Annotated in this window: 19 protein-coding genes; 6 read left to right on the top strand and 13 right to left on the bottom strand. The window is 62.6% G+C overall.

The window, feature by feature from the left end:
- The first annotated feature begins 332 nt into the window (after positions 1-332).
- From uvrA to ACSSV3_RS10660, 4 genes are all read left to right on the top strand, one after another.
- Entirely contained in the window at positions 333-3,284 is a 2,952-nt protein-coding gene (uvrA, locus tag ACSSV3_RS10675; RefSeq protein ID WP_354324547.1) for an excinuclease ABC subunit UvrA, read from the top strand.
- A gap of 512 nt (positions 3,285-3,796) precedes the next feature.
- A complete protein-coding gene (locus ACSSV3_RS10670; protein WP_354324549.1) occupies positions 3,797-4,999 on the top strand; it encodes a DNA cytosine methyltransferase in 1,203 nt (400 codons plus the stop codon).
- Entirely contained in the window at positions 4,975-5,601 is a 627-nt protein-coding gene (locus ACSSV3_RS10665; protein WP_354324551.1) for an Eco29kI family restriction endonuclease, read from the top strand. The genes ACSSV3_RS10670 and ACSSV3_RS10665 overlap by 25 nt, the downstream gene beginning before the upstream one ends.
- Before the next feature lie 71 nt (positions 5,602-5,672).
- Positions 5,673-6,263: a hypothetical protein gene (locus ACSSV3_RS10660; RefSeq protein WP_354324553.1), complete on the top strand. Its 591-nt coding sequence runs from the start codon at positions 5,673-5,675 to the stop codon at positions 6,261-6,263.
- A gap of 66 nt (positions 6,264-6,329) precedes the next feature.
- On the opposite strand, the gene ACSSV3_RS10655 is transcribed toward ACSSV3_RS10660, so the two are convergent.
- Positions 6,330-6,869: a septal ring lytic transglycosylase RlpA family protein gene (locus tag ACSSV3_RS10655; RefSeq protein WP_354324555.1), complete on the bottom strand. Its 540-nt coding sequence runs from the start codon at positions 6,867-6,869 to the stop codon at positions 6,330-6,332.
- A gap of 1,011 nt (positions 6,870-7,880) precedes the next feature.
- Positions 7,881-9,101, bottom strand: coding sequence for an argininosuccinate synthase (locus tag ACSSV3_RS10650; protein WP_354324556.1), 1,221 nt, complete (start codon positions 9,099-9,101; stop codon positions 7,881-7,883).
- 125 nt (positions 9,102-9,226) lie between these two features.
- Between ACSSV3_RS10650 and ACSSV3_RS10645 the strand changes: the two genes are divergently transcribed.
- Positions 9,227-10,591 (top strand): acyltransferase, encoded by a 1,365-nt coding sequence (locus ACSSV3_RS10645; RefSeq protein WP_354324558.1) that lies wholly within the window; start codon positions 9,227-9,229, stop codon positions 10,589-10,591.
- A gap of 9 nt (positions 10,592-10,600) precedes the next feature.
- Here the strand turns inward: ACSSV3_RS10645 and ACSSV3_RS10640 are convergent, their stop codons facing one another.
- The 9 genes from ACSSV3_RS10640 to ACSSV3_RS10600 all read right to left on the bottom strand — a co-directional run bounded on the left by ACSSV3_RS10640 (position 10,601) and on the right by ACSSV3_RS10600 (position 18,853).
- The gene (locus ACSSV3_RS10640) at positions 10,601-11,830 is read right to left on the bottom strand and encodes a cyclopropane-fatty-acyl-phospholipid synthase family protein (RefSeq protein ID WP_354324559.1); all 1,230 of its coding nucleotides are present in this window, start codon (positions 11,828-11,830) and stop codon (positions 10,601-10,603) included.
- A gap of 70 nt (positions 11,831-11,900) precedes the next feature.
- On the bottom strand, positions 11,901-12,683 hold the full coding sequence (locus ACSSV3_RS10635) for an SDR family oxidoreductase (RefSeq protein ID WP_354324561.1): 783 nt from the start codon (positions 12,681-12,683) through the stop codon (positions 11,901-11,903).
- Positions 12,684-12,772: 89 nt separating this feature from the next.
- Positions 12,773-13,141: a glycine zipper 2TM domain-containing protein gene (locus ACSSV3_RS10630; RefSeq protein WP_354324563.1), complete on the bottom strand. Its 369-nt coding sequence runs from the start codon at positions 13,139-13,141 to the stop codon at positions 12,773-12,775.
- Between the two features lie 135 nt (positions 13,142-13,276).
- Positions 13,277-13,744, bottom strand: a complete 468-nt coding sequence (locus tag ACSSV3_RS10625; protein ID WP_354324564.1) for a glycine zipper 2TM domain-containing protein — start codon at positions 13,742-13,744, stop codon at positions 13,277-13,279.
- Positions 13,745-13,877: 133 nt separating this feature from the next.
- Positions 13,878-14,540 (bottom strand): MOSC domain-containing protein, encoded by a 663-nt coding sequence (locus ACSSV3_RS10620; protein ID WP_354324566.1) that lies wholly within the window; start codon positions 14,538-14,540, stop codon positions 13,878-13,880.
- 8 nt (positions 14,541-14,548) lie between these two features.
- On the bottom strand, positions 14,549-15,880 hold the full coding sequence (rlmN, locus tag ACSSV3_RS10615) for a 23S rRNA (adenine(2503)-C(2))-methyltransferase RlmN (RefSeq protein WP_354324568.1): 1,332 nt from the start codon (positions 15,878-15,880) through the stop codon (positions 14,549-14,551).
- A gap of 40 nt (positions 15,881-15,920) precedes the next feature.
- Positions 15,921-16,409: a hypothetical protein gene (locus tag ACSSV3_RS10610; protein WP_354324569.1), complete on the bottom strand. Its 489-nt coding sequence runs from the start codon at positions 16,407-16,409 to the stop codon at positions 15,921-15,923.
- Positions 16,402-16,881, bottom strand: a complete 480-nt coding sequence (locus ACSSV3_RS10605; RefSeq protein WP_354324570.1) for a GreA/GreB family elongation factor — start codon at positions 16,879-16,881, stop codon at positions 16,402-16,404. Before ACSSV3_RS10605 ends, ACSSV3_RS10610 begins: the two co-directional genes overlap by 8 nt.
- A 13-nt stretch (positions 16,882-16,894) precedes the next feature.
- On the bottom strand, positions 16,895-18,853 hold the full coding sequence (locus tag ACSSV3_RS10600; RefSeq protein WP_354324572.1) for a lytic transglycosylase domain-containing protein: 1,959 nt from the start codon (positions 18,851-18,853) through the stop codon (positions 16,895-16,897).
- Between the two features lie 112 nt (positions 18,854-18,965).
- Here ACSSV3_RS10600 and dapA point away from each other — a divergent pair, with 112 nt between their 5' ends.
- Positions 18,966-19,847, top strand: coding sequence for a 4-hydroxy-tetrahydrodipicolinate synthase (dapA, locus tag ACSSV3_RS10595; RefSeq protein ID WP_354324962.1), 882 nt, complete (start codon positions 18,966-18,968; stop codon positions 19,845-19,847).
- Positions 19,848-19,865: 18 nt separating this feature from the next.
- Here the strand turns inward: dapA and ACSSV3_RS10590 are convergent, their stop codons facing one another.
- Both ACSSV3_RS10590 and ACSSV3_RS10585 read right to left on the bottom strand, forming a co-directional pair.
- Positions 19,866-20,630 carry a hypothetical protein gene (locus tag ACSSV3_RS10590; protein WP_354324574.1) on the bottom strand — a complete coding sequence of 255 codons (765 nt, stop codon included), beginning with the start codon at positions 20,628-20,630 and terminating at the stop codon, positions 19,866-19,868.
- Positions 20,631-20,729: 99 nt separating this feature from the next.
- Positions 20,730-21,794: a succinylglutamate desuccinylase/aspartoacylase family protein gene (locus ACSSV3_RS10585; protein WP_354324575.1), complete on the bottom strand. Its 1,065-nt coding sequence runs from the start codon at positions 21,792-21,794 to the stop codon at positions 20,730-20,732.
- Positions 21,795-21,867: the final 73 nt, after the last annotated feature.

The raw sequence follows: 21,867 nt of genomic DNA, 5'->3' as shown, positions 1-21,867 counted from the left end.
CTGCAATAAAGCCAGGTTGCGACCCTGAAGGACCCGGCTGGAGATCGGCAAAGAGGAGTTTCTGATGACCGCCGGGCGCGGTTCTGGCGACTTTAGATTTTCTGTAGGGTAGCGGTAAATGCCTATAAACGTGTTTTTATTCAGTATCTTGGTAATTGAATTTTAATCGCTTGATCCGGCTTTTGGTGCCAGCAAGCGTTGATATTGCCGTTTTGGAGGCTTCCAGAACCGCATATTGCACCCCCGCAACCCGTCCCCATTTGCCGTCCACTGCGGAAACCTTTCCGTACCTCCCTTGACCTGTGTGAACATTTGCGGAACAGACCACCTCCATGAGCCTCACCAAAATCAGCGTGCGCGGTGCGCGCGAACACAACCTCAAGGGTTTCGACATTGACCTGCCGCGTGATGCGCTGATCGTGGTCACGGGGCTGTCCGGCTCCGGCAAATCATCCCTCGCCTTCGATACGATCTATGCCGAGGGGCAGCGGCGCTATGTCGAGAGCCTTTCGGCCTATGCGCGCCAATTCCTCGAAATGATGCAGAAGCCCGATGTCGAGCATATCGACGGGCTGTCGCCAGCGATTTCGATCGAGCAGAAAACCACCAGCCGCAACCCGCGATCAACCGTGGCGACCGTCACCGAAATCTACGACTATATGCGCCTGTTATGGGCGCGGGTGGGCACGCCTTTTTCTCCCACAACCGGTCTGCCGATTTCCGCGCAGACGGTCAGCCAGATGGTCGACCGGGTGATGCAGCTCCCCGAAGGCACGCGGCTCTACCTGCTCGCCCCGGTGGTGCGCGGGCGCAAGGGCGAATACCGCAAGGAACTGGCCGAATGGCAGCGCAGCGGTTTCACCCGCGTGCGGATCGACGGCGAGATGTATCCGATTGAAGAAGCCCCCGCGCTCGACAAGAAATACAAGCACGACATCGAAGTGGTGGTTGACCGGATCGCGGTGAAGGACGGCATCGAAACGCGGTTGGCGGATTCATTCGAGCAGGCGCTGAAACTGGCCGACGGGCTGGCCTATGTCGATCTGGCGGATGGCAATCTTTCAGACGTCATCCCAGCGAAAGCTGGGATCTCAGGCAGTGGCGCGTCAACGCCCGAGACCCCAGCTTTCGCTGGGGTGACGAAGGGCGGAATGAAAGGCGCAGGGCTTCCGCCCAACCGCATCGTTTTCTCCGAGAAATTCGCCTGCCCGGTCTCCGGCTTCACCTTGGAAGCAATCGAACCGCGGCTGTTCAGCTTCAACGCCCCGCAAGGCGCGTGTGCGGCGTGTGATGGGATCGGGGAAAAGCAGCTGTTCGACCCGCAGCTGGTCGTCCCGAACGAGGCGCTGACATTGAAGCAAGGCGCGGTGGTGCCGTGGGCCAAGTCCAACCCGCCGTCGCCCTATTATATGCAGGTGCTGGCGTCGCTGGCGAAGGCTTACGGCTTCAACCTCACCACCCCGTGGGCCGAGCTGGAACCCGACCAGAAGATGATCATCCTCCACGGCACAGGCGGGATGCCGGTGCCGCTGACCTTCAAGGATGGCCGCCGCGAATATACGGTGAACAAGGCGTTCGAAGGCGTGATCGGCAACCTCAACCGCCGACTGCTCCAGACCGAAAGCACGTGGATGCGTGAGGAGCTGTCGAAGTACCAGACCGCGCAGCCCTGCGAAGTGTGCGGCGGCAAGCGGCTCAACGAAAAGGCGCTCAGCGTCAAGATCGCGGGCACCGACATCGCGACCCCGGTGGCGATGAGCGTCGCGGACGCCAAGGCGTGGTTCCTTGGCCTCGATGCGCAGCTCACCCCGCAGCAATCGCAAATTGCCAAGGCGATCCTGAAGGAGATCAACGAGCGGCTGGGCTTCCTCGACAATGTCGGGCTGGATTACCTCAACCTCGACCGCACCTCCGGCACCCTCAGCGGCGGCGAAAGCCAGCGCATCCGCCTCGCCAGCCAGATCGGCAGCGGGCTTTCGGGCGTGCTGTATGTGCTCGACGAACCCAGCATCGGCCTCCACCAGCGCGACAACGACCGCCTGCTGGAGACGCTCAAACGCCTGCGCGATCTCGGCAACACCGTGATCGTGGTCGAGCATGACGAGGACGCGATCCGCGCCGCTGACCATATTGTCGACCTCGGCCCCGGCGCAGGGGTGCATGGGGGGGAGATCGTCGCGCAAGGGACGCTCAAGGACATCCTCAAGGCCAAGGGATCGCTCACCGCCGATTACCTCACCGGCCGCCGCAAGATCGCGGTGCCGGCCAAGCGCCGCAAGGGCAACGGGCATCACATCACGGTCAAAAACGCGCGCGCCAACAATCTGAAAGGCGTAACGGCGAAGATCCCGCTCGGCACCTTCACCTGCGTCACCGGGGTTTCCGGGTCGGGCAAATCATCGCTTACCATCGACACGTTGCAAGCGGGCGCGGCGCGGGTGCTCAACGGCGCGCGGGTGATCGCGGGCGCGCATGACGCCATCACCGGGCTCGAATATTGCGACAAGGTGATCGAGATCGACCAATCGCCCATCGGCCGCACCCCGAGATCGAACCCCGCCACCTACACCGGCGCCTTCACCCAGATCCGCGACTGGTTCGCCGGCCTGCCCGAAAGCCTCGCGCGCGGGTACAAGCCGGGGCGCTTCAGCTTCAACGTCAAGGGCGGCCGGTGCGAGGCGTGCCAGGGCGACGGCCTCATCAAGATCGAAATGCACTTCCTCCCCGACGTTTACGTGACGTGCGAGGAATGCGGCGGCAAACGCTACAACCGTGAAACGCTGGAGGTGAAGTTCAAAGGCCTCAGCATCGCCGACGTGCTCGACATGACGATCGAGGATGCGGAGGAGTTTTTCAAAGCCGTGCCCTCAATCCGCGAGAAGATGCGGATGCTGAACGAAGTCGGGCTGGGCTATGTGAAAGTCGGCCAGCAGGCGACGACGCTATCGGGCGGGGAGGCGCAGCGGGTGAAGCTGGCCAAAGAACTCGCGCGGCGCAGCACCGGGCAGACGCTCTATATACTCGATGAACCGACCACGGGGCTGCATTTCGAGGACGTGCGCAAACTGCTGGAAGTGCTGCACCGGCTGGTGGAGGGCGGCAATTCGGTGGTGGTGATCGAGCACAACCTCGATGTGATCAAGACCGCGGACTGGATTATCGACCTCGGCCCAGAGGGCGGCGTGCGCGGCGGGGAGGTGGTTGCCGTTGGTACGCCCGAGCAGGTGGTGAAGGAGCCGCGGTCGTTTACGGGGCAGTATTTGGCGCCGTTGCTCCTCAAGTGAACCCCCGCGCAAGCGGGGGTCTCAGTCGGCAAACGCGATCCTCCCCCTTGAGGGAGAGCCTGTCCTGAGCTTGCCTGCCCCGGCGCAGACCGGGGTCGAAGGGCGGGGGCCTCATGATGGTTCGCGCCAAGCCGCCAAGCCGCCAAGATGCAGTCTCCCCCGTGGGGGAGAGCCTGCCCTGAGCTTGCCTGCGCCGGGGCGGGTATCGGGGCCGGGGGTGGGTGTATGACGCTCGAAGCCCCACACCCTCCTCGCCGCCCCGTCATGCTGAACTTGTTTCAGCATCCATGCTGCGGCCCGCACAGTCGGCGCTTGCGGCGCAATGGACCCTGAAACAAGTTCAGGGTGACGAGTGGGAGGGCGGTGCGCGCGGCTGGTCTCAAGTTTAGCAGAATGTTCATAATGGATCGGCTTCTTTCCACAGACTGATGCATTCGGACTGTTCGAAAATTGAAACTCCATGATAAGGAACAGGTGAAGAACGATTTTGCAAGTGCGTGGAGTGAACGCCCATGAAGTCAATAGAGCTTTTCGCCGGAGCAGGCGGTTTGGGGATCGGCGTTAGTAAGGCTGGCTTCACCGCTGTTGACATCGTTGAACGCGATAAGTGGTGCTGCAATACAATTATGCGAAATCGGGCGCTCGCTGCGTCGCCGATTGCATCTTGGCCGGAGGTGCGGCGGTCGGATATTCGTAAGCTGTCTTTCCAGCAGTTCGAAGACCAAGTGGCTTTGGTGACCGGCGGCCCTCCCTGTCAGCCATTTTCCATGGGTGGATTACACAAGGCGCATGGCGACGAACGCGATATGTGGTCAGAGGCTGTTCGGGTGGTCAGAGAGGTTCGTCCAAAGGCGTTTCTATTTGAGAACGTGAAAGGACTGACACGCGCGACCTTCGAAGCTTATGTATCCTACATACAGCTTCAATTGAGCTATCCAGACATAACGATCCGTCACGAAGAAACATGGTTTGATCATCGCAGCCGCCTTGAACGGCACCACACGGCTTGCGGAACAGAGTCTCTGAAATACAATGTGTTGCCGCCGCGCGTTCTCAATGCGGCCGACTATGGGGTTCCGCAGAAACGGCATCGAGTATTTTTCGTCGGCTTTCGTTCGGATGTGGATGCTATGTGGAGCTGGCCACAGCAGACGCATTCGCGTGAGTCCCTGCTATGGGATCAGTTCAGGAGCGGTTCTTATTGGGATCGGCACGAGTTGCTGGCGCGCGATGGTGCGTTTGACCATCGCAGTACTATTGCAGCGGCGAAGCTTCGAGAGATGCCAGTGACAAAGGCGTGGGTTACTGCACGAGATGCAATCAATGATCTTCCAGTGCCGCATTCGGACTTTTCATCATTTGACGACCATCGTCACCAGCCCGGCGCACGCGCTTATCCCGGGCACACGGGTAGCTGGCTCGACGAGCCGGCGAAGACACTGAAGGCAGGGGTTCATGGTGTGCCCGGCGGAGAGAACATGCTTAGGCGCTCAGACGGCTCGGTGAGATACTTCACGATCCGTGAGAGCGCCCGCTTGCAAGCGTTTCCGGACAGTTATCGCTTTGACGGTTCGTGGACAGAGGTCATGCGTCAATTGGGGAACGCTGTTCCCGTCGATCTTGCCGAAGTCGTTGCGCAGTCTATCAAGGGGTGCTTGGAAGTTGAAGCGCGCGATCAGAGGAACCTCAAATGGCAACGGTCTACAACCCATTAGATAAGGCAAATCTTGGGAAGTCCGTTGCAGATGCATTGCTTGAACAGGCGCCGATTGCCTTGACCGATGTAGGTCGCTTCGAAGGGGCAGGCATTTACGCGATCTATTATCACGGCGCATATCCCGCATACCGAGCCTTGGCGCAAGCGAATGCAGCCGGGTCCAAATGGCCAATCTATGTTGGCAAAGCCATCCCGTCAGGGGGAAGAAAGGGTGCTAGCCTTTCGGCCAGCGCTAGAGGAACTTCACTCTTCAGCCGTGTCGCAGAACATCGCGAAAGCATCAGGACCGTCGAGCGAGCGTCCAGTAATTTGAAAGTCGATGATTTTACCGTGCGATATTTGGTTGTCGACGACATTTGGATCCCGCTTGGCGAGAGCCTGCTGATCACTGCCTTCCGTCCGCTGTGGAATGTGAGGATTGATGGTTTTGGCAATCATGATCCTGGCAAGGGGCGCTATAAGGGCGCAAAGCCACTATGGGATCACCTGCATCCCGGTCGAATCTGGGCAGATCGCTGTGCACCCAGAACTGAGACGCAGAGTGATATTGAACGAGACATAGCTGATTACTTCGCAGCGCACCCCGTGCCGCAAGACTGACTTTCCTACTCCCCCGACCCCCCGCTACCCTCCGCGACTCCCTCGCCTTTCGCCACGGAGCCGCGCCCGCCATGTCGCATAATGCCCCTCACACCGCGCTGACCACGCCCGCCGCCGCGCCCGCCGCCGCCCCGGCGGCGCAATCCTCCGCCGCTGATCCGGCGCACCTTTCCGCCGATCTCGCGCGCGAAACGCAGGCGGCATTCCTCCGAACGCTGGCGCAGTGGGGCAATGTGCGGGCGGCGGCGGCGCAGGTGGGGGTTTCGCGCCAGCATCTCTACCGGATGCGGCGCGCATCGTGGGAGTTTCGCGAATTGTGGGATGCCGCGCTGGTGCTCGCCCGGCCGCAGGTGGAAGAAGTGCTCGCCGACCGGGCCTTGAACGGCGTCACCGAAAGCGTATTCTACCACGGCGAGGAGGTTGCCACCCGCACCCGTTTCGACAGCCGCCTGCTACTCGCCCATCTGGCGCGGCTCGATCGGCTGGAATGCCGCGCCGGGCAGGAATTTGATGCGCGGATTGACCGATTGCTTAGGCCCCCGGTGATCCATGACTGGGATGATGAGGACGACGGCTACGACGCGGACGATCTGGACGCGGATGCGTTCGACGCGGACGATGACAGCGAGGATGACTTTGGCGAGGGTGGCGCGTGCGATTGACCGGGCGGCTGCGGGGCAGGTTTTCGGTTCCTGGACAGTGTAACCTGTGTCTCCTACCGGGCCGCCTCAACCCTCGATCAGCGCCAGTTCAACCGTGGCGTGGCCGGGGGCGATCAGGCCAAGCTCCTCGGCGGCGGCGCGGCTGACGTCGATCAATCGCCCACGGGTGAAGGGGCCGCGATCGTTGATCCGCACCACCACGCTGGCGCCGGTGGCCGGGTTGGTGACCCGCACGGTGCTGCCAAAGGGGAGGGTGCGGTGCGCGGCGGTCATCGCGCGGTTGTCGAACGCCTCACCGCTGGCGGTGCGGCGTCCGTGGAACCTGGCGGCGTAGTAGGACGCGCTGCCCCGGCCCAGCGCGGTTTCCTGCGGCGCAGAAGGCGCATCGGCGGCGAGCTCGGCTGCGGGCGCGGTAACCTCGGCGTCGGGCTGGAATGGCACCAGTTCGATCACGGCGGCGCTGGTGGCGGGCTCGATCGGCGCGGTATCGGCAGCGGGTGCGGCGGCGGAAGATGCGGCGAGCGGGACGATTGCGAACATCGCGGCGATCACCGCCGTCTGGATGCTGCGGGCCTTGAGGCCATCGATGCGCATTCCGCTTTGCATGGCGGCGCGGATAGATCGGCGGGGGTGGAAATGGCAAACCGGCGCAGCATTTCATCGCTGGCACAGTTCAGGCGCGGCATGAAACGCCCCGGATTCGCGATGAAGCGATGCAACCCTCACGCCGCCGGAGCCGCTGATTTGCGCTGGTTCGCGGGCCTGCGACTCGGAACCGGGAGGATGAGTTGGCGGCGCTGTTTCAGGCGGGTCAGGTCAACCGGTCCGCCCCCCAATGCAAATGGGGCCGGCATTGCTGCCGACCCCACTCTCACCAGCGCGTGGATCCCCTGTTCCTTGCGAGACTTCTGGCGGACCTTCCGCCTCGCTGAGTTCAGGGCATACTTGGCGCCCGATGTCTGGCTCTGCTCGCCCAATCTTGCGATTGGTGTCTTGCGACTGGCGCATCAGAGTTTCGTCATCGGCGCTCGCACCGGCATCCGGCTTTCGCTCCTGCCCTGCTGCGTCTGCCCAAGCCCTAAGGCCCCGGTTTTCGCTGCCATGCGCAGTTGCCTGGCCGAGACCGCGTCCCTTTGCCGATCCGGGCTTGCGGCTTTTCAGGCTTGCGCCATCCTTGCCACCCGTTCCGGCCAGATTACCCGGCCTGTCCGGTAAAACTGCGTCGCGTCCTTCTCAAACGAGCCCGCTTGCATTTGGCCGAAGCCTCTTCCAAGCCGTCTCTCGATGAACGCGTGGACATGTTCCACCGCCATCCTTGGGAATTAAATCATCAGAACTTCAAGGCCTTGCGGCGGTCTGTTCCGGTTGATCCGTGTCCCGAAGACAAGTTGAAAGTGCGCCTCAACCGGCGATCTGGCAACATCTGCATCCTTGAGTTTTCCACTTTTGCCCGGATCCCCTGTGGACACAGGTGGATAAGTCAACAGCTTGTCGCATTTGTCAGGTGCGGCGCGCAGGAATGGGCGGAAAGTCGACCTCACAGCGCCCTTTAGGGCGATGTTCGTCGTTCCCGCCAGCGAATCGAATCGGGATCAAGCGTCGCGCGAAGGCGCGCATCTACCCAGCGCGGTTGCGCCGGGCGAGCAGCCGCAGCCGCAGGCCGTTGAGCTTTATAAAGCCTTCGGCGTCCTTCTGATCATAGGCCCCGGCGTCATCCTCAAACGTGACGTGCGCTTCGGAATAGAGCGAGTGCGGCGATTTGCGCCCGACCACGCTGGCCAGGCCCTTGTACAGCTTGAGCCGCACGGTGCCGTTCACCTTGTCCTGGCTAAGGTCAATCGCGGCCTGCAACATTTCGCGCTCTGGCGAGAACCAGAAGCCGTTGTAGATCAGTTCGGCATAGCGCGGCATAAGTTCGTCTTTCAGATGCGCTGCGCCGCGATCCAGCGTGATCTGTTCAATCCCGCGATGGGCGCGAGCGTAGATTTCGCCACCGGGGGTTTCGTACATCCCGCGCGATTTCATCCCGACAAAGCGGTTTTCGACCAGATCGAGCCGCCCGATCCCATGCTTGCGGCCGAGGTCATTGAGCGCGGTCAGCAGCGTGGCGGGTGACATCGCATCACCGTTCAGCGCCACCCCATCGCCGCGTTCGAAATCGATGGTGATATATTCGGGCGTATCGGGCGCGTCTTCCGGGTTGACCGTGCGTGAATAGACGTAATCGGGGGTTTCTTCCCACGGATCTTCGAGCACTTTGCCTTCGGACGAGGTGTGCAGCAGGTTCGCATCGGTTGAAAACGGGCTGTCGCCGCGCTTGTCCTTTGGCACCTGAATCTGGTGCGCTTCGGCCCATGCGATCAGCGCCGTGCGGCTAGTCAGATCCCATTCGCGCCACGGGGCGATCACCTTGATATCCGGGTCAAGCGCATAGGCGGAAAGTTCGAACCGCACCTGATCATTGCCCTTGCCGGTGGCGCCGTGGGCGATGAAATCCGCGCCGGTCTGATGCGCGATTTCCACCAGCCGTTTGGAAATCAGCGGGCGCGCGATGCTCGTGCCGAGCAGATAATCGCCTTCATAACGGGCATTGGCACGCATCATCGGGAATACGAAATCGCGCACGAATTCTTCGCGCAGGTCTTCGATAAAGATGTGATGATCGGGAATACCCATCGCGCGGGCCTTGGCGCGGGCGGGTTCGATTTCTTCGCCTTGCCCCAGATCGGCGGTGAAGGTGACGACCTCCAGCCCGCGTTCAGTGCTCAGCCACTTGGCGATAACGCTGGTATCAAGCCCGCCGGAATAGGCGAGGACGACGCGCTTGATATCGGACATGGGGAATTTCCTTGATGAAAGAACGCCGCGCGCGTTAGCAGGCGGTCGCGCGCGCATCAATGCTTTGGTCAGACTTGTTTCCTAAGGCGTTGAGGGGATAGCATTATAGCGATTTTCAGGGGGGCATGATGTTGCAGATGTGGAGCAAGGCGCGCGATTTGGCGGTGCATACGCCGGAGGAGCGCAACCGCTGGGTCGATTTTCTGCGCGCGGTCTCGATTCTCGCGGTGGTGTTCGGGCATTGGCTGATGGCCGGGCTTTACGTGGACGAAGCGGGCGCGCTGCGGCGCGGGGATCTGCTGTCGGTGGCATCGTGGGCGCATTGGCTGACCTGGGGTTTTCAGGTGATGCCAGTGTTCTTTCTGGTTGGCGGCTATTCCAATTCGGTGAGCTGGGACGTGATCACGCGAAAGGCCGCGCCGGGGCAGGCGGGCGTGTACCGTGACTGGCTGGCGAACCGGGTGCAGCGGCTGATCACGCCAACATTTCCGGTTTTGCTGCTGTGGGCGGCGTTGGCGGTGGTGCTGACGCAGGCTGGCCTGCCGCGCGAACAGATCCGCATGGCAACCGAGGCCGCGTTGATCCCCGTGTGGTTCCTGGCGGTTTATCTGCTGGTAACGGCCTTCACCCCGATCGCTTACCGGGCGTGGGCGCGGTTTGGCTGGTTGAGTTTTGCGGTGTTTATCCCGGCGGCAATGCTGACCGATTGGCTGACCTTTACGGTCGGTGTGCCGTACATCAATTTCACCAATTTCCTGTGGGTGTTTCTGGCGATTCATCAGCTTGGTTTCGCGTGGCGCGCCGGGCGGTTTGACAACCGGCTGTTTGCGCTGGCGTGGTTTGGGGTGGGGCTGGCCGTGCTGATTTCGATCACGGTCTATGGCTTTTACCCTGTTTCGATGGTGTCCGCCCCCGGCGGATTTTCCAACTCATTGCCCCCGACGCTGGCGCTATTTGCCTTGGGCGTGGTGCAGGTCGGACTGGTGCTCGCGCTTGAACCGCTGGGCCGCAGGATGTTGAACAATCTGGGCGTCTGGACAGCGACCGTGCTGATGAACGGGATGATCATGACCGTTTATCTGTGGCATCTCACGGCCTTTGTGCTGGTGATGACAGTCAGCTGGCTGGCATTTGGCGGGCTCGGCCTCGATACGATCCCCGGCACGGGTGCATGGTGGCTTTCGCGGCCGCTGTGGATTGCGATTTATATTCTTGCGCTGTTGCCGTTGATTGTGATTTTCGCGCGGCACGAACGCAGCTTTGGTCCGATCCGGGGCGGGCGCACTGTGCCGCGGCTGCGCACGGTGCTGGGAGTGGTGGCGATCTGCGCGGGATTGGGGGCGACCGCAGGGCTGACTATCGCCAGCCCAGACAGCATTTCAGGCATCCGCTGGTGGGTGGTGGCGCTGCCACTGGTGGGCGCGGCGCTGATGGGGTTTGGCCCAGTTTACCGCCCGCGCAATCGCCCCGAAGTGGGCGAGGCGGCTTAAACCCTGACGCTACTCGCTTTTTAGCAGATAATCGCGGGTGATTGGCAACGCGTGGCGGCTGCGGATGAACTGGATCTGGTAATTGCACATGCTGCCATATTCAAACACCGTGGCCGCGCCTGCCAGATAGAACGTCCACATCCGGTAAAACCGTTCATCGTGCAGGCCGATGATCGCACCGCGATGGGTGACGCAGTTGTCATACCACACGCGGATCGTCTTGGCGTAATGCAGCCGTAGCGTTTCAACATCCGACGCGATTAGGCGGAATTTCTCCGAAGCGGCGACTGTTTCCGACAGCGCCGGGATATAGCCGCCGGGGAAGATATATTTGCGGGTAAAGGCATCGGTAGTGCCGGGGCTGCCCATGCGGCCGATGGTGTGCAGCAACATTACCCCATCATCGGCCAGCATCCGGGCGCAGGCTTCGAAAAAGGTTTCGAACTGCGCGCGTCCGACATGTTCGAACATCCCGACCGATACAATCCGGTCGAACCGGCGGCCCGAAGCGGCGGTATCGCGGTAATCTTCGAGGCTGATCGTGACCTTGTCGGCAACCCCCGCGGCGCGCACCTTTTCCCGGGCGAGCGCGGCCTGTTCTTCGGATAGGGTGATCCCGGTGACGTGGACATCGTGGTGGCGCGCCAAATGGATCGCCATCCCGCCCCAGCCGCAGCCAATATCCAGCACCCTCTGCCCCGGCGACAATGCCAGCTTCTTGGCAATATGCGCCAGCTTTGCACCCTGCGCTTCGCCAAGTGTCATGTCATCGCGCGGCCAATAGGCGCAGGAATACTGCCAGTGCTCACTGTCCAGCATCAACGCATAGAGCGCGTTGCCGATGTCATAGTGGTGCGCGACGTTCTTTTTCGATCCGACCCGGTTGTTGATCTGTTCAGCGGCAAAGCTGGCGCGATTGACCAGCCGTTTGATCAGGCTGGGCGAGCCGATATCGCCGCCCTTGTCCCAGGCGTTGTTGGCGCGCAGCAGGCTGATGAGGCCCATCACGTCGCCTTCCTCGATCAGCAGGCGCCCATCGATGAAGGCTTCTGCCGCACCCAGACGCGGATCAAGAATGATGTCGCGCGGCACTTTGGCATCGGTCAGGCGCAGCACAATCTCGGGAAAGCCGGGGGCAGGGGTGCCATAGGTGCTGGTGCTGCCATCGGCAAACACCACGCCGAGGCGGCCATGCTTGACGCCGCGCGAGAGGAAGCGATCGAGGAGGGTTTTGCTCATGCGGACTCTTTCGTGTGTTTAATACATTATGTTACTCAAAAGTGCGGCTTTCGCAACGGGCGGGTGTGGATCAGAACCCGATAGCCGCGCCGCCCGCTGCCGCTGCGCGCGCCAGCCAGATCACGTCGCGCGGCTGATCCAGCAGGTGTTGCCCGCTGTCGACGAATAATGTCTGCCCGCTGGCCAGTGCGCCGTTCGCCAGAAACAGCGCTGCATCCGCGATTTCATCCGCGCCGGTTTTGCGTTTCAGCAGGTTCATGCGGTGCGAAACCTCGGTTTCCTCCTCACGCTGATCATGGCTGGCCAGCACAGCCCCCGGCGCGAGGCCATAGATGCGCGCGTCCGCGAAAGCATCGCTTTTGGCGATCATCCCGATGGTGGCGGCCAGCGCGTGTTTGGACATGGTGTAGCTGAAGAAATCGGGGTTGGTGTTTTCGATCTTCATGTCGGTGATGTTGATCACGCTGCGCACGCCAGCACTCACCGCATGGGCGAGAAAGGCCTGCGCCAGCCGCGCCGGGGCGAGCGCGTTGACCTGCATCGCCGCCCGGTTGGTCGCCGGGTCGAGCGCAATTGCGCCGTCATATTCGAACACCGCAGCCGAATTCACCAGACAGCGCCAATCGGGCAGCCGCGCAGCCAGCGCGATGATCGCGGACACCGCGGCTTCATGATCGGCAAGGTCGAATTGCACCGTTTCGGCAGAGGGCAAGCTGGCGGCGAGCGTATCGGCCTCTCCACCGGAGCTGCGCGAATGGATCACCGCGTGCCATCCTGCCGCAGCAAAGCCGCGCACGATTTCTGCGCCGATGCGGGTCGCCCCGCCGGTTACCAGCACAGCGGGGCGGGTCATGCGGGCAGATGGGTCACGATGGGCATAAGCCATCGCTAACAGGGCCAGCGGCGCGCTTCAATCCGCGAGACGCGCGCCGCTGTCTGAGCCTAGCGGCAGCGCAGCTCGCCGCGGTCGATTTCGCGACCGATCAGGCCGCCTGCCACACCGCCGATCACCGCACCAAGCGTCTTGTCGCGTGCAAGTTCGGCCCCGGCCAGCGCGCCTACGCCTGCGCCGATCACCAGACCGGTGGTGCCATTGTCCCTGCGGCAGTAATAGCGGTTATCATCCCCGCGCCATACACGATCATTACGGCTCAGGCGGCGCGGTTCGAGGTAATAGCCGCGATCATCATAGATCCTGTCCTTGGCGCGCTTGCCATATGCGGGCGCGTGCGGCGGGGGATCGGCTTGCGCAGGCGCAGCGATCGGGAGCGTCATTGCGCCAGCGGCGAGAATTATCGCTAGTTTCTTCACGGCAGTTCCTTTTGGTTGGCTGCTATTAACGGCATCATTATCATCATCCATGCTGGTTCCCGCTTTAAAGAGTCATGAACGGGGCACGGTAACGAGGCGGGCTTGCCATTGGTGGTAAGCCCGCCTCGTCCGTAATCAGCGGCAGCGTGCGCCGCCCCGGTCGACTTCGCGGCCCAGCAGACCGCCGCCGACTGCGCCAAGTACGGTGCCGAGCGTGCGATCACCGCGATTGTCGACTTCGCGGCCAATCAGCGCGCCGACGCCGGCACCGATCACCAGGCCCACGGTGCCATCATCGCGGCGGCAGCGATAGCGCCCGTCATTGCCGCGCCATACGCGGTCGTTGCGGCTTAGACGGCGGCCATCGTAGCGGTCGTTATGGTGGCGGCGATCACGGCTGTAGCGGCGATCATCGCGGTCACGTCCGCGGTATTTGCGGCGATCATCATAGCGATCACGATCATAGGAGGCGACCGGCACCATGGGGTTCGCGGTGTGGTTGAACGCCGCGACAGCGGGCGCTGCGGGCAGCTCGACCGCCTGCGCTGGGGCGGCAAAAAACGCCAGCGAACCGGCAGCGGCGAAGATGGCGAGGTGTTTCATGGTCGTTTCCCTTGTGAGGGCTCCCCGATGGAGCACGACCGTTATCGTTCATCTAAAGCGAATGTAGCATGAACGGACTTGGCAGGAAGCAGCAGGGTTGGATGAACCGGCGTTGGCGCGCGACAAGCCGTTGCTAACCCTGTTTCTGCGCCGCTTTTTCGCGCAATTTGCGGCTGAGCGGGGCAAGCACAGCGAGTTCTTCAAGTTCGGTAGCGGTGGCTTTCCCGGCCATCAGCGCGCGAAACACCCGCGCGACGCTCCAATCTGTCGCCCCGATTGCGACTCGCTCCAGCAAATCACCCGCTGTTACGTCGCCCGCCTCGATCACGCGGAAATACCACCCGCAGCGCCCCGTTGTTACGATGCGCGCAACCATGCCTTTGCGATCAAAGCGATGTTCGATCTTCCAGCACGGCTGGCGCGGCTGGCTGATTTCGATCAGCGCCCCGGTTGTCTTGGGCCCCAGCCGAAAGCGATCACCAATATGCACCATGTCCTCGGTCAACCCGCGCACCGCAAGGTTCGATCCAAAGCAGCCGGGCTCGGCCAATAGCGGGTGATGGCCAAGCACCTCGGCCCAATCATCATGGTGATCGAGCGGGTAGAGATGCAGCGCCATGTCCGGCCCGCCATGGTGGTGCCGGTCGGCCTGTTCATCGGGCGCGAGGCCATCGGCCAGCACCTGCACCATGCCTTCGCGCGGGCGTTTCATGATCGCGCTCAATTCTGCGCCGTTGAAGGGCCGGGCGGTGCCGGTGCAGATGGCTTCGAGCGGGCGGCTGAGCGGCACGTCCATCGGTCAGGCTAGACGGCCGCCGCCGCCGCCGCCGCTGCCTCACGGTCGCGCTGCGCGCGCGATTTCTTTTCCGCAGCGGTTTTCAACTGGCCGCAGGCCGCGTCAATATCGCGCCCCCTTGGCGTGCGCACCGGGGCGGAAATGCCGCCTTCGAACACGATGTTGGAAAAACGCCGGATGCGGTCGGGATCGGAACATTCATAGCCGCTGCCGGGCCACGGGTTGAACGGGATCAGGTTGACCTTGGCGGGCAGATTATAGGCTTTGAGCAGCCGCACCAATTCGCGCGCGTCATCATCGGAATCGTTCTTGCCCTTGATCATCACATATTCAAACGTGATGCGCCGCGCGTTGGATGCACCGGGGTAATCGGCGCAGGCCTGTAGCAGGTCTTCAAGCCCGTATTTCTTGTTCAGCGGCACCAGTTCATCGCGCACTTCCTTGCGCACGCCGTGCAAGGACACTGCGAGGTTCACGCCGATTTCAGCGCCGCAGCGTGCCATCATCGGCACTACGCCGCTGGTCGACAGGGTAATGCGGCGCTTTGACAGGGCGAGGCCATCGCCATCCATCACCAGCATCAGCGCATCGCGCACATGATCGAAATTATAAAGCGGTTCGCCCATGCCCATCATCACGATGTTGGTCAGCAACCGGCCATCGGCGGTGTATTCGAAGTCGTCCTCGTCCTCGTCATCGGCATTATTGTGCGCCCCCGCGACGGCGGGGGCCTCAGTCGGGATAGCGCCATATTGCCCGAGGTCCCCGCCTGCGCGGGGATTCGCGGTAGTTCCGGCTTTCGGCCATTCGCCCAGCGCGTCGCGCGCGAGCATCACCTGGCCGACAATCTCGCCCGGCGTCAGGTTGCGCACCAGCCGCATCGTGCCAGTATGACAGAAGGTGCAATTAAGCGTGCAGCCGACCTGGCTGGAAACGCACAGCGTGCCGCGCGTCTCATCTGGGATGAACACCATCTCGTAATCGTGGCCATCGGCGGTGCGCAGCAGCCACTTGCGGGTGCCATCGGCGGAGTGCTGCGCCTCGACAATCTCTGGCCGCCCGATCACAAAGCGTTCGCTGAGCCACGGGCGCATCGACTTGGCGATGTCGGTCATCGCGTCGAAATCGGTGACGCCGCGGTGATAGAGCCAGTGGAACACCTGCTTGGCGCGCAGTTTGGCCGCTTTGGCGTCCAACCCGGCGGCGGCGAACAATTCGCAGATGCGCGGCCGAGACAGACCGAGGAGGTCAATACGCCCGTCGGCGCGCGGCGTGATGTCACGCGCGGCAGGCACCGGGTCGCTGAGGCCCGGGATGGTCATGAGTGCAGTATCGGCCATGGGTGGAGCGCCTATAGTCGCGGATGCGCGGTTTGACCAGTCAGCGCGGCTTGGCGCAAGCTACGGTTGCCGCATCCATCGCCGTCGCCACTCCGGCAAGGGCGTAGCGGTCAGTAAACCGGCCGCCCTTGGTGCTGCTTGCCGATACGCTCATCCGGCTGGCAGAGCGCAGCGCGGCGATGATTGCGGCGTCGTCGCGCGCGTCCTTGGCCCAGGCATTGCGGCCCTTGGCGACGAGGGTGAAACGGTTTGCGCCGATAGCCAGCCGCACCGGAGCCTTGTCCACCACTTCGCGCGACAGCATCAGGTGTAGCGCCCCGCGCACCTTCCTGTCCGGCCATGTCGAGATTGTGGCATAGGCGGGCGCGGGCGGTGATCCTTGCGCCTTGGCGATGGCATAGCAGCGTAGCGGCCTCACATCCTTGAACGCGGCCCACCCGTCATACACCCCAAGGCTGTCACGCGCAGCCAGCGGCGGGGTGATCAGCAGGGCGGCGGCCACAGCTATCGGGGCGAACAGCCTAGTCATAGGCGATGCTCAACACTTCCCATTCGCGGCTACCCGACGGCACGGAGACCATCCGCAGATCACCCACCTGCGCGCCGCGCAATGCCTTGGCGAGCGGGGAGTTCCAGCCGATCCGGCCAGCGCCCGCATCCTGTTCATCATCGCCGACCAGCGTCACGGTTTGGCTGTTGTCATCCGCGTCAGCAATTACCACCTGCGCGCCGAAAAACACCCGGCTGCGGTCAATCTGCGCCGCCGGATCAACCACCCTCAGCGCCTTCATCCGCTTGATCAAATGCGTCAGTTCACGGTCGATCTCGCGCATTTTCTTGCGGCCATAGAGATAATCGCCGTTCTCGCTGCGATCACCATTGCCTGCCGCCCAGCTGACAATCTCGACAATCGCCGGGCGTTCGCTGCCGAGCAACAGGTCATAGCGCGCCTTTAACGCAGCCATGCCCGCAGGCGTGATCGGTTGACCCTGAACTTTCATGACGCGCAGGGGATCAACGCAGGAAGGCATCGACCGGGCGCGGCAGGCCCGCTTCGGCCGGATACATATGCGAATAGGTCACCGCATTGCCAATCACCCGCATGATGTAATAGCGGGTTTCGAAATTGGCCGGGATCTTCTCAACCCATGTGACCCAGTCGGTATCGCCCCGGCGCGGATCGCCGTTCAGTCGCAGCCATTGGTTCACCCGCCCCGGCCCGGCATTGTAAGCCCCCACTGCGAGCGGATAGGCCCCGCCGTAATAGCTCATCATCCGGACGAAATAGGCATCGCCCAGCTGGATATTGTAATGCGGCGCAGCGGTCAGATCGGCTGACAGGTAATTGATCCCCAGCTTGCCCGCCTGTTCGCGCGCGGTGCCCGGCATCAACTGCATCACCCCGCGCGCACCGGCATGGCTTTCGCGGTGCTGGTCAAATTCGCTTTCCTGACGGCTGATCGCGTGCACCATCACCCAGTCATTGACGACAGGCGGGGTGGAGACGGTGGGAAAGCCGATCCGTTCCAGCCCGGCCAGCCCGTTTTCGCCCGCTTTCATGCCCAGCACCACGGCCATTTCATCAAGCCCGGTTTCGCGCGCCAGCATGGCGGCCATCAGCATTTCTTCGGGGCTGTCAGCCTCATCGCCCAGCGCCTCGAAAAAGCGGCGTTCGGTGCGCCAGTCGCGGCGACCTGCGGCGATGGCGCGGATCGCCTTGACCAGCGGGCGGCTTTCAAATTCGGCGCGCACGGATGCGTCCATCGCGGGTTGGGGCAGGGGGGCAAAGGCGGGCATCGGGCGGTTCATCGCCGCGAGCGCCAACTGGCCGTAGTAATAATCAGGCCAGCGCGCCGCCATTTCAAAATAACGCACCGCATCGGCTTCATTGCCCGATTGGCGCGCGGCGCGGCCCGCCCAGAAATAGCCCTTGGCCTTGGTCAGCGGGGTCTTGGCGGCATCGCCATAACGTTGGAACAGCGGTGCGGCCGCCGCGCCGTCACCCAGATCCCACAGCGCTTTGGTGCCGCCCAGCCACATCAGATCGGTGTAACGATCACGCAAGGTAAAGCTTGTGAGCGAAAGGTCGGTGCCCGGCGCGAACAGATCATCGGTGCGGCTGGCAACCTGCACTGCGCCGCGCGCGCCGCTTGCCTTGGCGAGCGCCAGCAGATCACCCACGAAGGTTTCGGGATCGCGGGCAGGTCGGGTGAAGGTCGGGCGGCTGGCGAACACCCGCACCGCTTCCCCGGCTTGGCCGGTAGCGCGCAGATGTTTGACGAGGTTGAAGATATAGCCCGGATCGGCCTCAGCCCCGGCGGGCACCGCAAGGCCAGCGGCCTCGGGCCGCGCACCGCGCAGCAGCGACAGGCGGGCGAGCGGCAACGCCCGGTCAGCTTCGCGCAGGTTCATCACCTGCCGCGCTGCCGCATCGGCATTGCCCTGCCACAACAGCGCATCCATCCGCACGGCGTGATCTTCAGGCGAGAATTGCGCGCCATACAGGCCCGACAGATACAGCTCCGCCGGATCGCTCATCGCGCCGCCGCGCCATGCCAGCCTCGCTTCGGCCACGGCTTCGGGCCGCTGCGCCCCGGCCAGCGCCAGCGCATAGCGTGCGCGCGCCGGATTGGTCAGCGGCGGGTTGGCATCGAAATAGCGTAGCAGATCGGCCTGCGGCGGGGCCTCCTTCTCCAGCGCGGCCTCAGCCCGCAGGCGCAGGATTTCCGTTCGCGGGAAGCTGGGATAGGCCAGCACAAACCCCGCATAATCGGCAAATGCCAGTTCCCGATTGGCGTGGAGCACTTCCCACCGGGCCACCGCTGCGCTGATCGCGGCGGGCTGACGCGCGACCATATTATCGCCCGCAGGCGCAACGTAAACCTGCGCGGCCAGCGGCGCGGCAGCGACCATCGCCGTGCCGAATCCAATCGCGGTCAGAACCCGCAAGGAAATCATAGAATTACGGTCCATGCTGGACATAGTGCCAATCGGCTCCTTATCAGGCGCTTAACAGGAGAGGGACGTGAAGCTTCATTTCGCACCTTGATCCACCTTACCTAATGGCTTTGGCAGGAAAATGGCAATGTTCAGCGGATCGATACCCGCTCTGGTGACTCCTTTTCGCGGCGGGACGTTTGACGAGAGCGCCTTCCGGCGATTGGTCGACTGGCAGATCGACAATGGCAGCGCGGCTTTGGTGCCCTGCGGGACGACGGGGGAGGCCTCGACCCTGTCGAACGCGGAACATCACCGCGTGATCGAGGTGTGCATCGAACAGGCGGCCGGCCGCGTGCCGGTGATTGCTGGCTGCGGATCGAACGACACCCGCAACGCCGCGCTGCACATGAACTTCGCCAAAAAGGCCGGCGCGGCGGCGGGCCTGTGCGTCGCCCCCTATTACAACCGCCCCAGCCAGCGCGGGTTGGTGGCGCATTTCAGCTATCTGGCGGAAAACTGCGAACTACCGATCGTGCTGTATAATGTGCCCGCGCGCACCGTGACCGATATTCTGGATGACACGGTGGTCGAACTGGTGCGCAAATATCCCGACCGGATCATCGCGATCAAGGATGCCAGCGGCGATCTGTCGCGCGTGGCCGATCACCGCATGGGTATCGGGCGCGATTTCTGCCAGCTTTCGGGCAATGACGAGTTGTGGCTGCCCCACGCGGCGGCAGGCGGGCGCGGGTGCATTTCGGTGACAGCCAATGTTGCGCCTGCGCTGTGTGCCGAGTTCCACGCAGCGATTGCGGCGAACGAATTGCAGCAGGCGCGGCAGTTAAATGATCGCCTGTTCCCGCTGCACTATGCAATGTTCTCCGACGCCAGCCCCGCGCCGGTGAAATATGCGCTTTCCCGCGTGCACGACTGGATCGAGCCAGAGGTGCGCCTGCCGCTGGTCGAATGCTCGGATGAGGCAAAGCGCGCCGTGGATGAAGCGTTGGTTTCAGCTGGGCTGGCGTGAAAGCACAATCACCGGCAGCTATTCCGGTGTCTTGACCCGTTGCGGCTTGGGTTTGGCAGGAGGGGCTATCTTTCCGCCCTCAGTTCCGCCGACTGTGGCCCTGACGCCAACGCCATCAACGATTTTCGGATCGCCTTGGTAAAGGATAGTTACCGGGACATCACGACGGACGAAACCGCCCCTTTCCATGTTGGGGAAGTTCGTGTCGTTCGGCCCCATCTTGCACCAGGCCGCAAAATGGATCGGGATTGTCATGTCGAACGCTTCGGCGGCCTGCATATAATACACGGCTGATCCACCCTTGGCTGCGAAGGCTGCCAGCTTGCTTTCGAATTCGCGCGCCGGATTGAAGGTCAGGTCGACAAGGCTATTGCTTGCCTCACGCGTCATGTTCACTTTGACCTTCATCGTGACCAGGGCCGCCTTCTGCCCTGCGATCGCGGTGTTTTTGGCCGATTGGCCCCACCCCTGCATCGGGAAAAGTTGGCCACCATGATTGACCATTCCACCAGCGAATACTTGCACGCCGGTCAGCTTTGCACCGTCCTTGCAAGAGGCCACAGCGGTGACAGTGAATTCGGGGTTTGGCCCGGACACCACCAATCGCCGCGCCGCGACTGTTTTCACCGTTGCCTTGTTGGCGAGGCTTAAGGTTGCGGCGGGTGTGATTTTATTGAATCGCAATTCGTCGATCGGGAACGAAAAAGAATTGTCGTCAGCGCTGAGCATCGCCGGAAAAGTCAATGCAATCAGCGCGCCTGCGGCCACGGGCTTCCGTATCATGATATCCCCCCCCGGAGAGTTTTTGAACTACGCCAAGTGATACTACAAAAAGCCGATCAAGGGTAGGGCGCGGCGAAGGCGGGTTGATAGGCTGTTATCCTAAATCACCTCGTCCTCATCAAGCAGCGCCTTGGCTGAACCTTCCGGCTCGCTCGCCAGAATCGCTTCGGTGATGCTTTCGATCTGCGCGCCGACGCGTTCGGGGTGGGCGATCTGGGCGATGTGGAACAGCGCGTCGCCCTGATGCACCACCGGCAAGGTGGCGTGGCCGATGATGATGCCGTCGATCGGGCTGATGAGTTCCAATGCTTCCTCGCCAAACACCCCGCTGACCCGCGCCAGCACATCGCCTTTGCGCACCGGATCGCCGGATTCGCGCTGCATATGCGCCACCCCGCCGCGCGGGGATCGCACCCATACCGAATGGTTGGCGCGCGCCGGAATGCCGACGGTGGCGAGGCCATCATCCGCCGCGATCATGCCCAGATGCGCAAGCACGCGGGTGACGCCCGCCACGCCCGTTTCAATCGAGAGCCGGTCAAACCGCAAGGCTTCGCCCGCCTCCAGCAGCAGCATATCGACGCCCTTTTTTTGCGCCAGATCGCGCAAGGATCCATCGCGCAGGGGGCTTTCGATGATGACCGGCGCGCCGAACGCCATCGCCAGTTCGACCAGACCAGTGTTGCCTGCTGCAATACGGATTTGGGGCAGGTTGTAGCGGTGCACTGCGGCTGAATGGATATCGATCCCCAGCTGGCAGCGCCCCACCACCTCACGGTAGAAAATGCTCGCCAACTGTCCCGCCAGCGATCCGCCCGCGCTGCCCGGAAAGCTGCGGTTGAGATCGCGCCGGTCGGGCAGATAGCGCGAACGAGTCATGAAGCCGAAGATATTGGCGACCGGCACCAGCAGCACCGTGCCGCTTAATGTCTGCGGGTCGAGCTCCTGCGCCAGCCGCTGCACCACCGCCGTGCCGATAATTTCATCCCCGTGGATCGCGGCGCTGACGAACACTGCCGGGCCGGAACGCGCGCCGTGGAGCACCCGCACGCCCAGTGATGACGCTGTGCCGGTCGCCAGTGTGGTGATCGGGAAGGCAACATCGCGCGCGGTGCCGGGGGCTAAATCCTCGCCCGCGATGGTGAATGGCTGGGCTGATTCCATGCTGGCGCGTTTCCCCGTGCTGTGTGCCCATCGACTAGCTTGCGCGCAGCAAAAGCGCAAAGCCCCCGATGCC

This window comes from Porphyrobacter sp. MBR-49 (assembly GCF_053628655.1).
The sequence above is the reverse complement of the archived record's forward strand: the minus strand, read 5'-3'. Positions and strand labels throughout refer to the sequence as shown.

Coding starts and splice junctions, on each gene's coding strand:
- ACSSV3_RS10665 (WP_354324551.1), top strand. CDS start 4,975: ATGGCAACGGTCTACAACCCATTAGATAAGGCAAATCTTGGGAAGTCC.
- ACSSV3_RS10625 (WP_354324564.1), bottom strand. CDS start 13,744: ATGAAACACCTCGCCATCTTCGCCGCTGCCGGTTCGCTGGCGTTTTTT.
- uvrA (WP_354324547.1), top strand. CDS start 333: ATGAGCCTCACCAAAATCAGCGTGCGCGGTGCGCGCGAACACAACCTC.
- ACSSV3_RS10585 (WP_354324575.1), bottom strand. CDS start 21,794: ATGGAATCAGCCCAGCCATTCACCATCGCGGGCGAGGATTTAGCCCCC.
- ACSSV3_RS10590 (WP_354324574.1), bottom strand. CDS start 20,630: ATGATACGGAAGCCCGTGGCCGCAGGCGCGCTGATTGCATTGACTTTT.
- rlmN (WP_354324568.1), bottom strand. CDS start 15,880: ATGGCCGATACTGCACTCATGACCATCCCGGGCCTCAGCGACCCGGTG.
- ACSSV3_RS10610 (WP_354324569.1), bottom strand. CDS start 16,409: ATGACTAGGCTGTTCGCCCCGATAGCTGTGGCCGCCGCCCTGCTGATC.
- ACSSV3_RS10605 (WP_354324570.1), bottom strand. CDS start 16,881: ATGAAAGTTCAGGGTCAACCGATCACGCCTGCGGGCATGGCTGCGTTA.
- ACSSV3_RS10650 (WP_354324556.1), bottom strand. CDS start 9,101: ATGTCCGATATCAAGCGCGTCGTCCTCGCCTATTCCGGCGGGCTTGAT.
- ACSSV3_RS10635 (WP_354324561.1), bottom strand. CDS start 12,683: ATGACCCGCCCCGCTGTGCTGGTAACCGGCGGGGCGACCCGCATCGGC.
- ACSSV3_RS10645 (WP_354324558.1), top strand. CDS start 9,227: ATGATGTTGCAGATGTGGAGCAAGGCGCGCGATTTGGCGGTGCATACG.
- ACSSV3_RS10670 (WP_354324549.1), top strand. CDS start 3,797: ATGAAGTCAATAGAGCTTTTCGCCGGAGCAGGCGGTTTGGGGATCGGC.
- ACSSV3_RS10620 (WP_354324566.1), bottom strand. CDS start 14,540: ATGGACGTGCCGCTCAGCCGCCCGCTCGAAGCCATCTGCACCGGCACC.
- ACSSV3_RS10660 (WP_354324553.1), top strand. CDS start 5,673: ATGTCGCATAATGCCCCTCACACCGCGCTGACCACGCCCGCCGCCGCG.
- ACSSV3_RS10640 (WP_354324559.1), bottom strand. CDS start 11,830: ATGAGCAAAACCCTCCTCGATCGCTTCCTCTCGCGCGGCGTCAAGCAT.
- ACSSV3_RS10655 (WP_354324555.1), bottom strand. CDS start 6,869: ATGCAAAGCGGAATGCGCATCGATGGCCTCAAGGCCCGCAGCATCCAG.
- dapA (WP_354324962.1), top strand. CDS start 18,966: ATGTTCAGCGGATCGATACCCGCTCTGGTGACTCCTTTTCGCGGCGGG.
- ACSSV3_RS10600 (WP_354324572.1), bottom strand. CDS start 18,853: ATGGACCGTAATTCTATGATTTCCTTGCGGGTTCTGACCGCGATTGGA.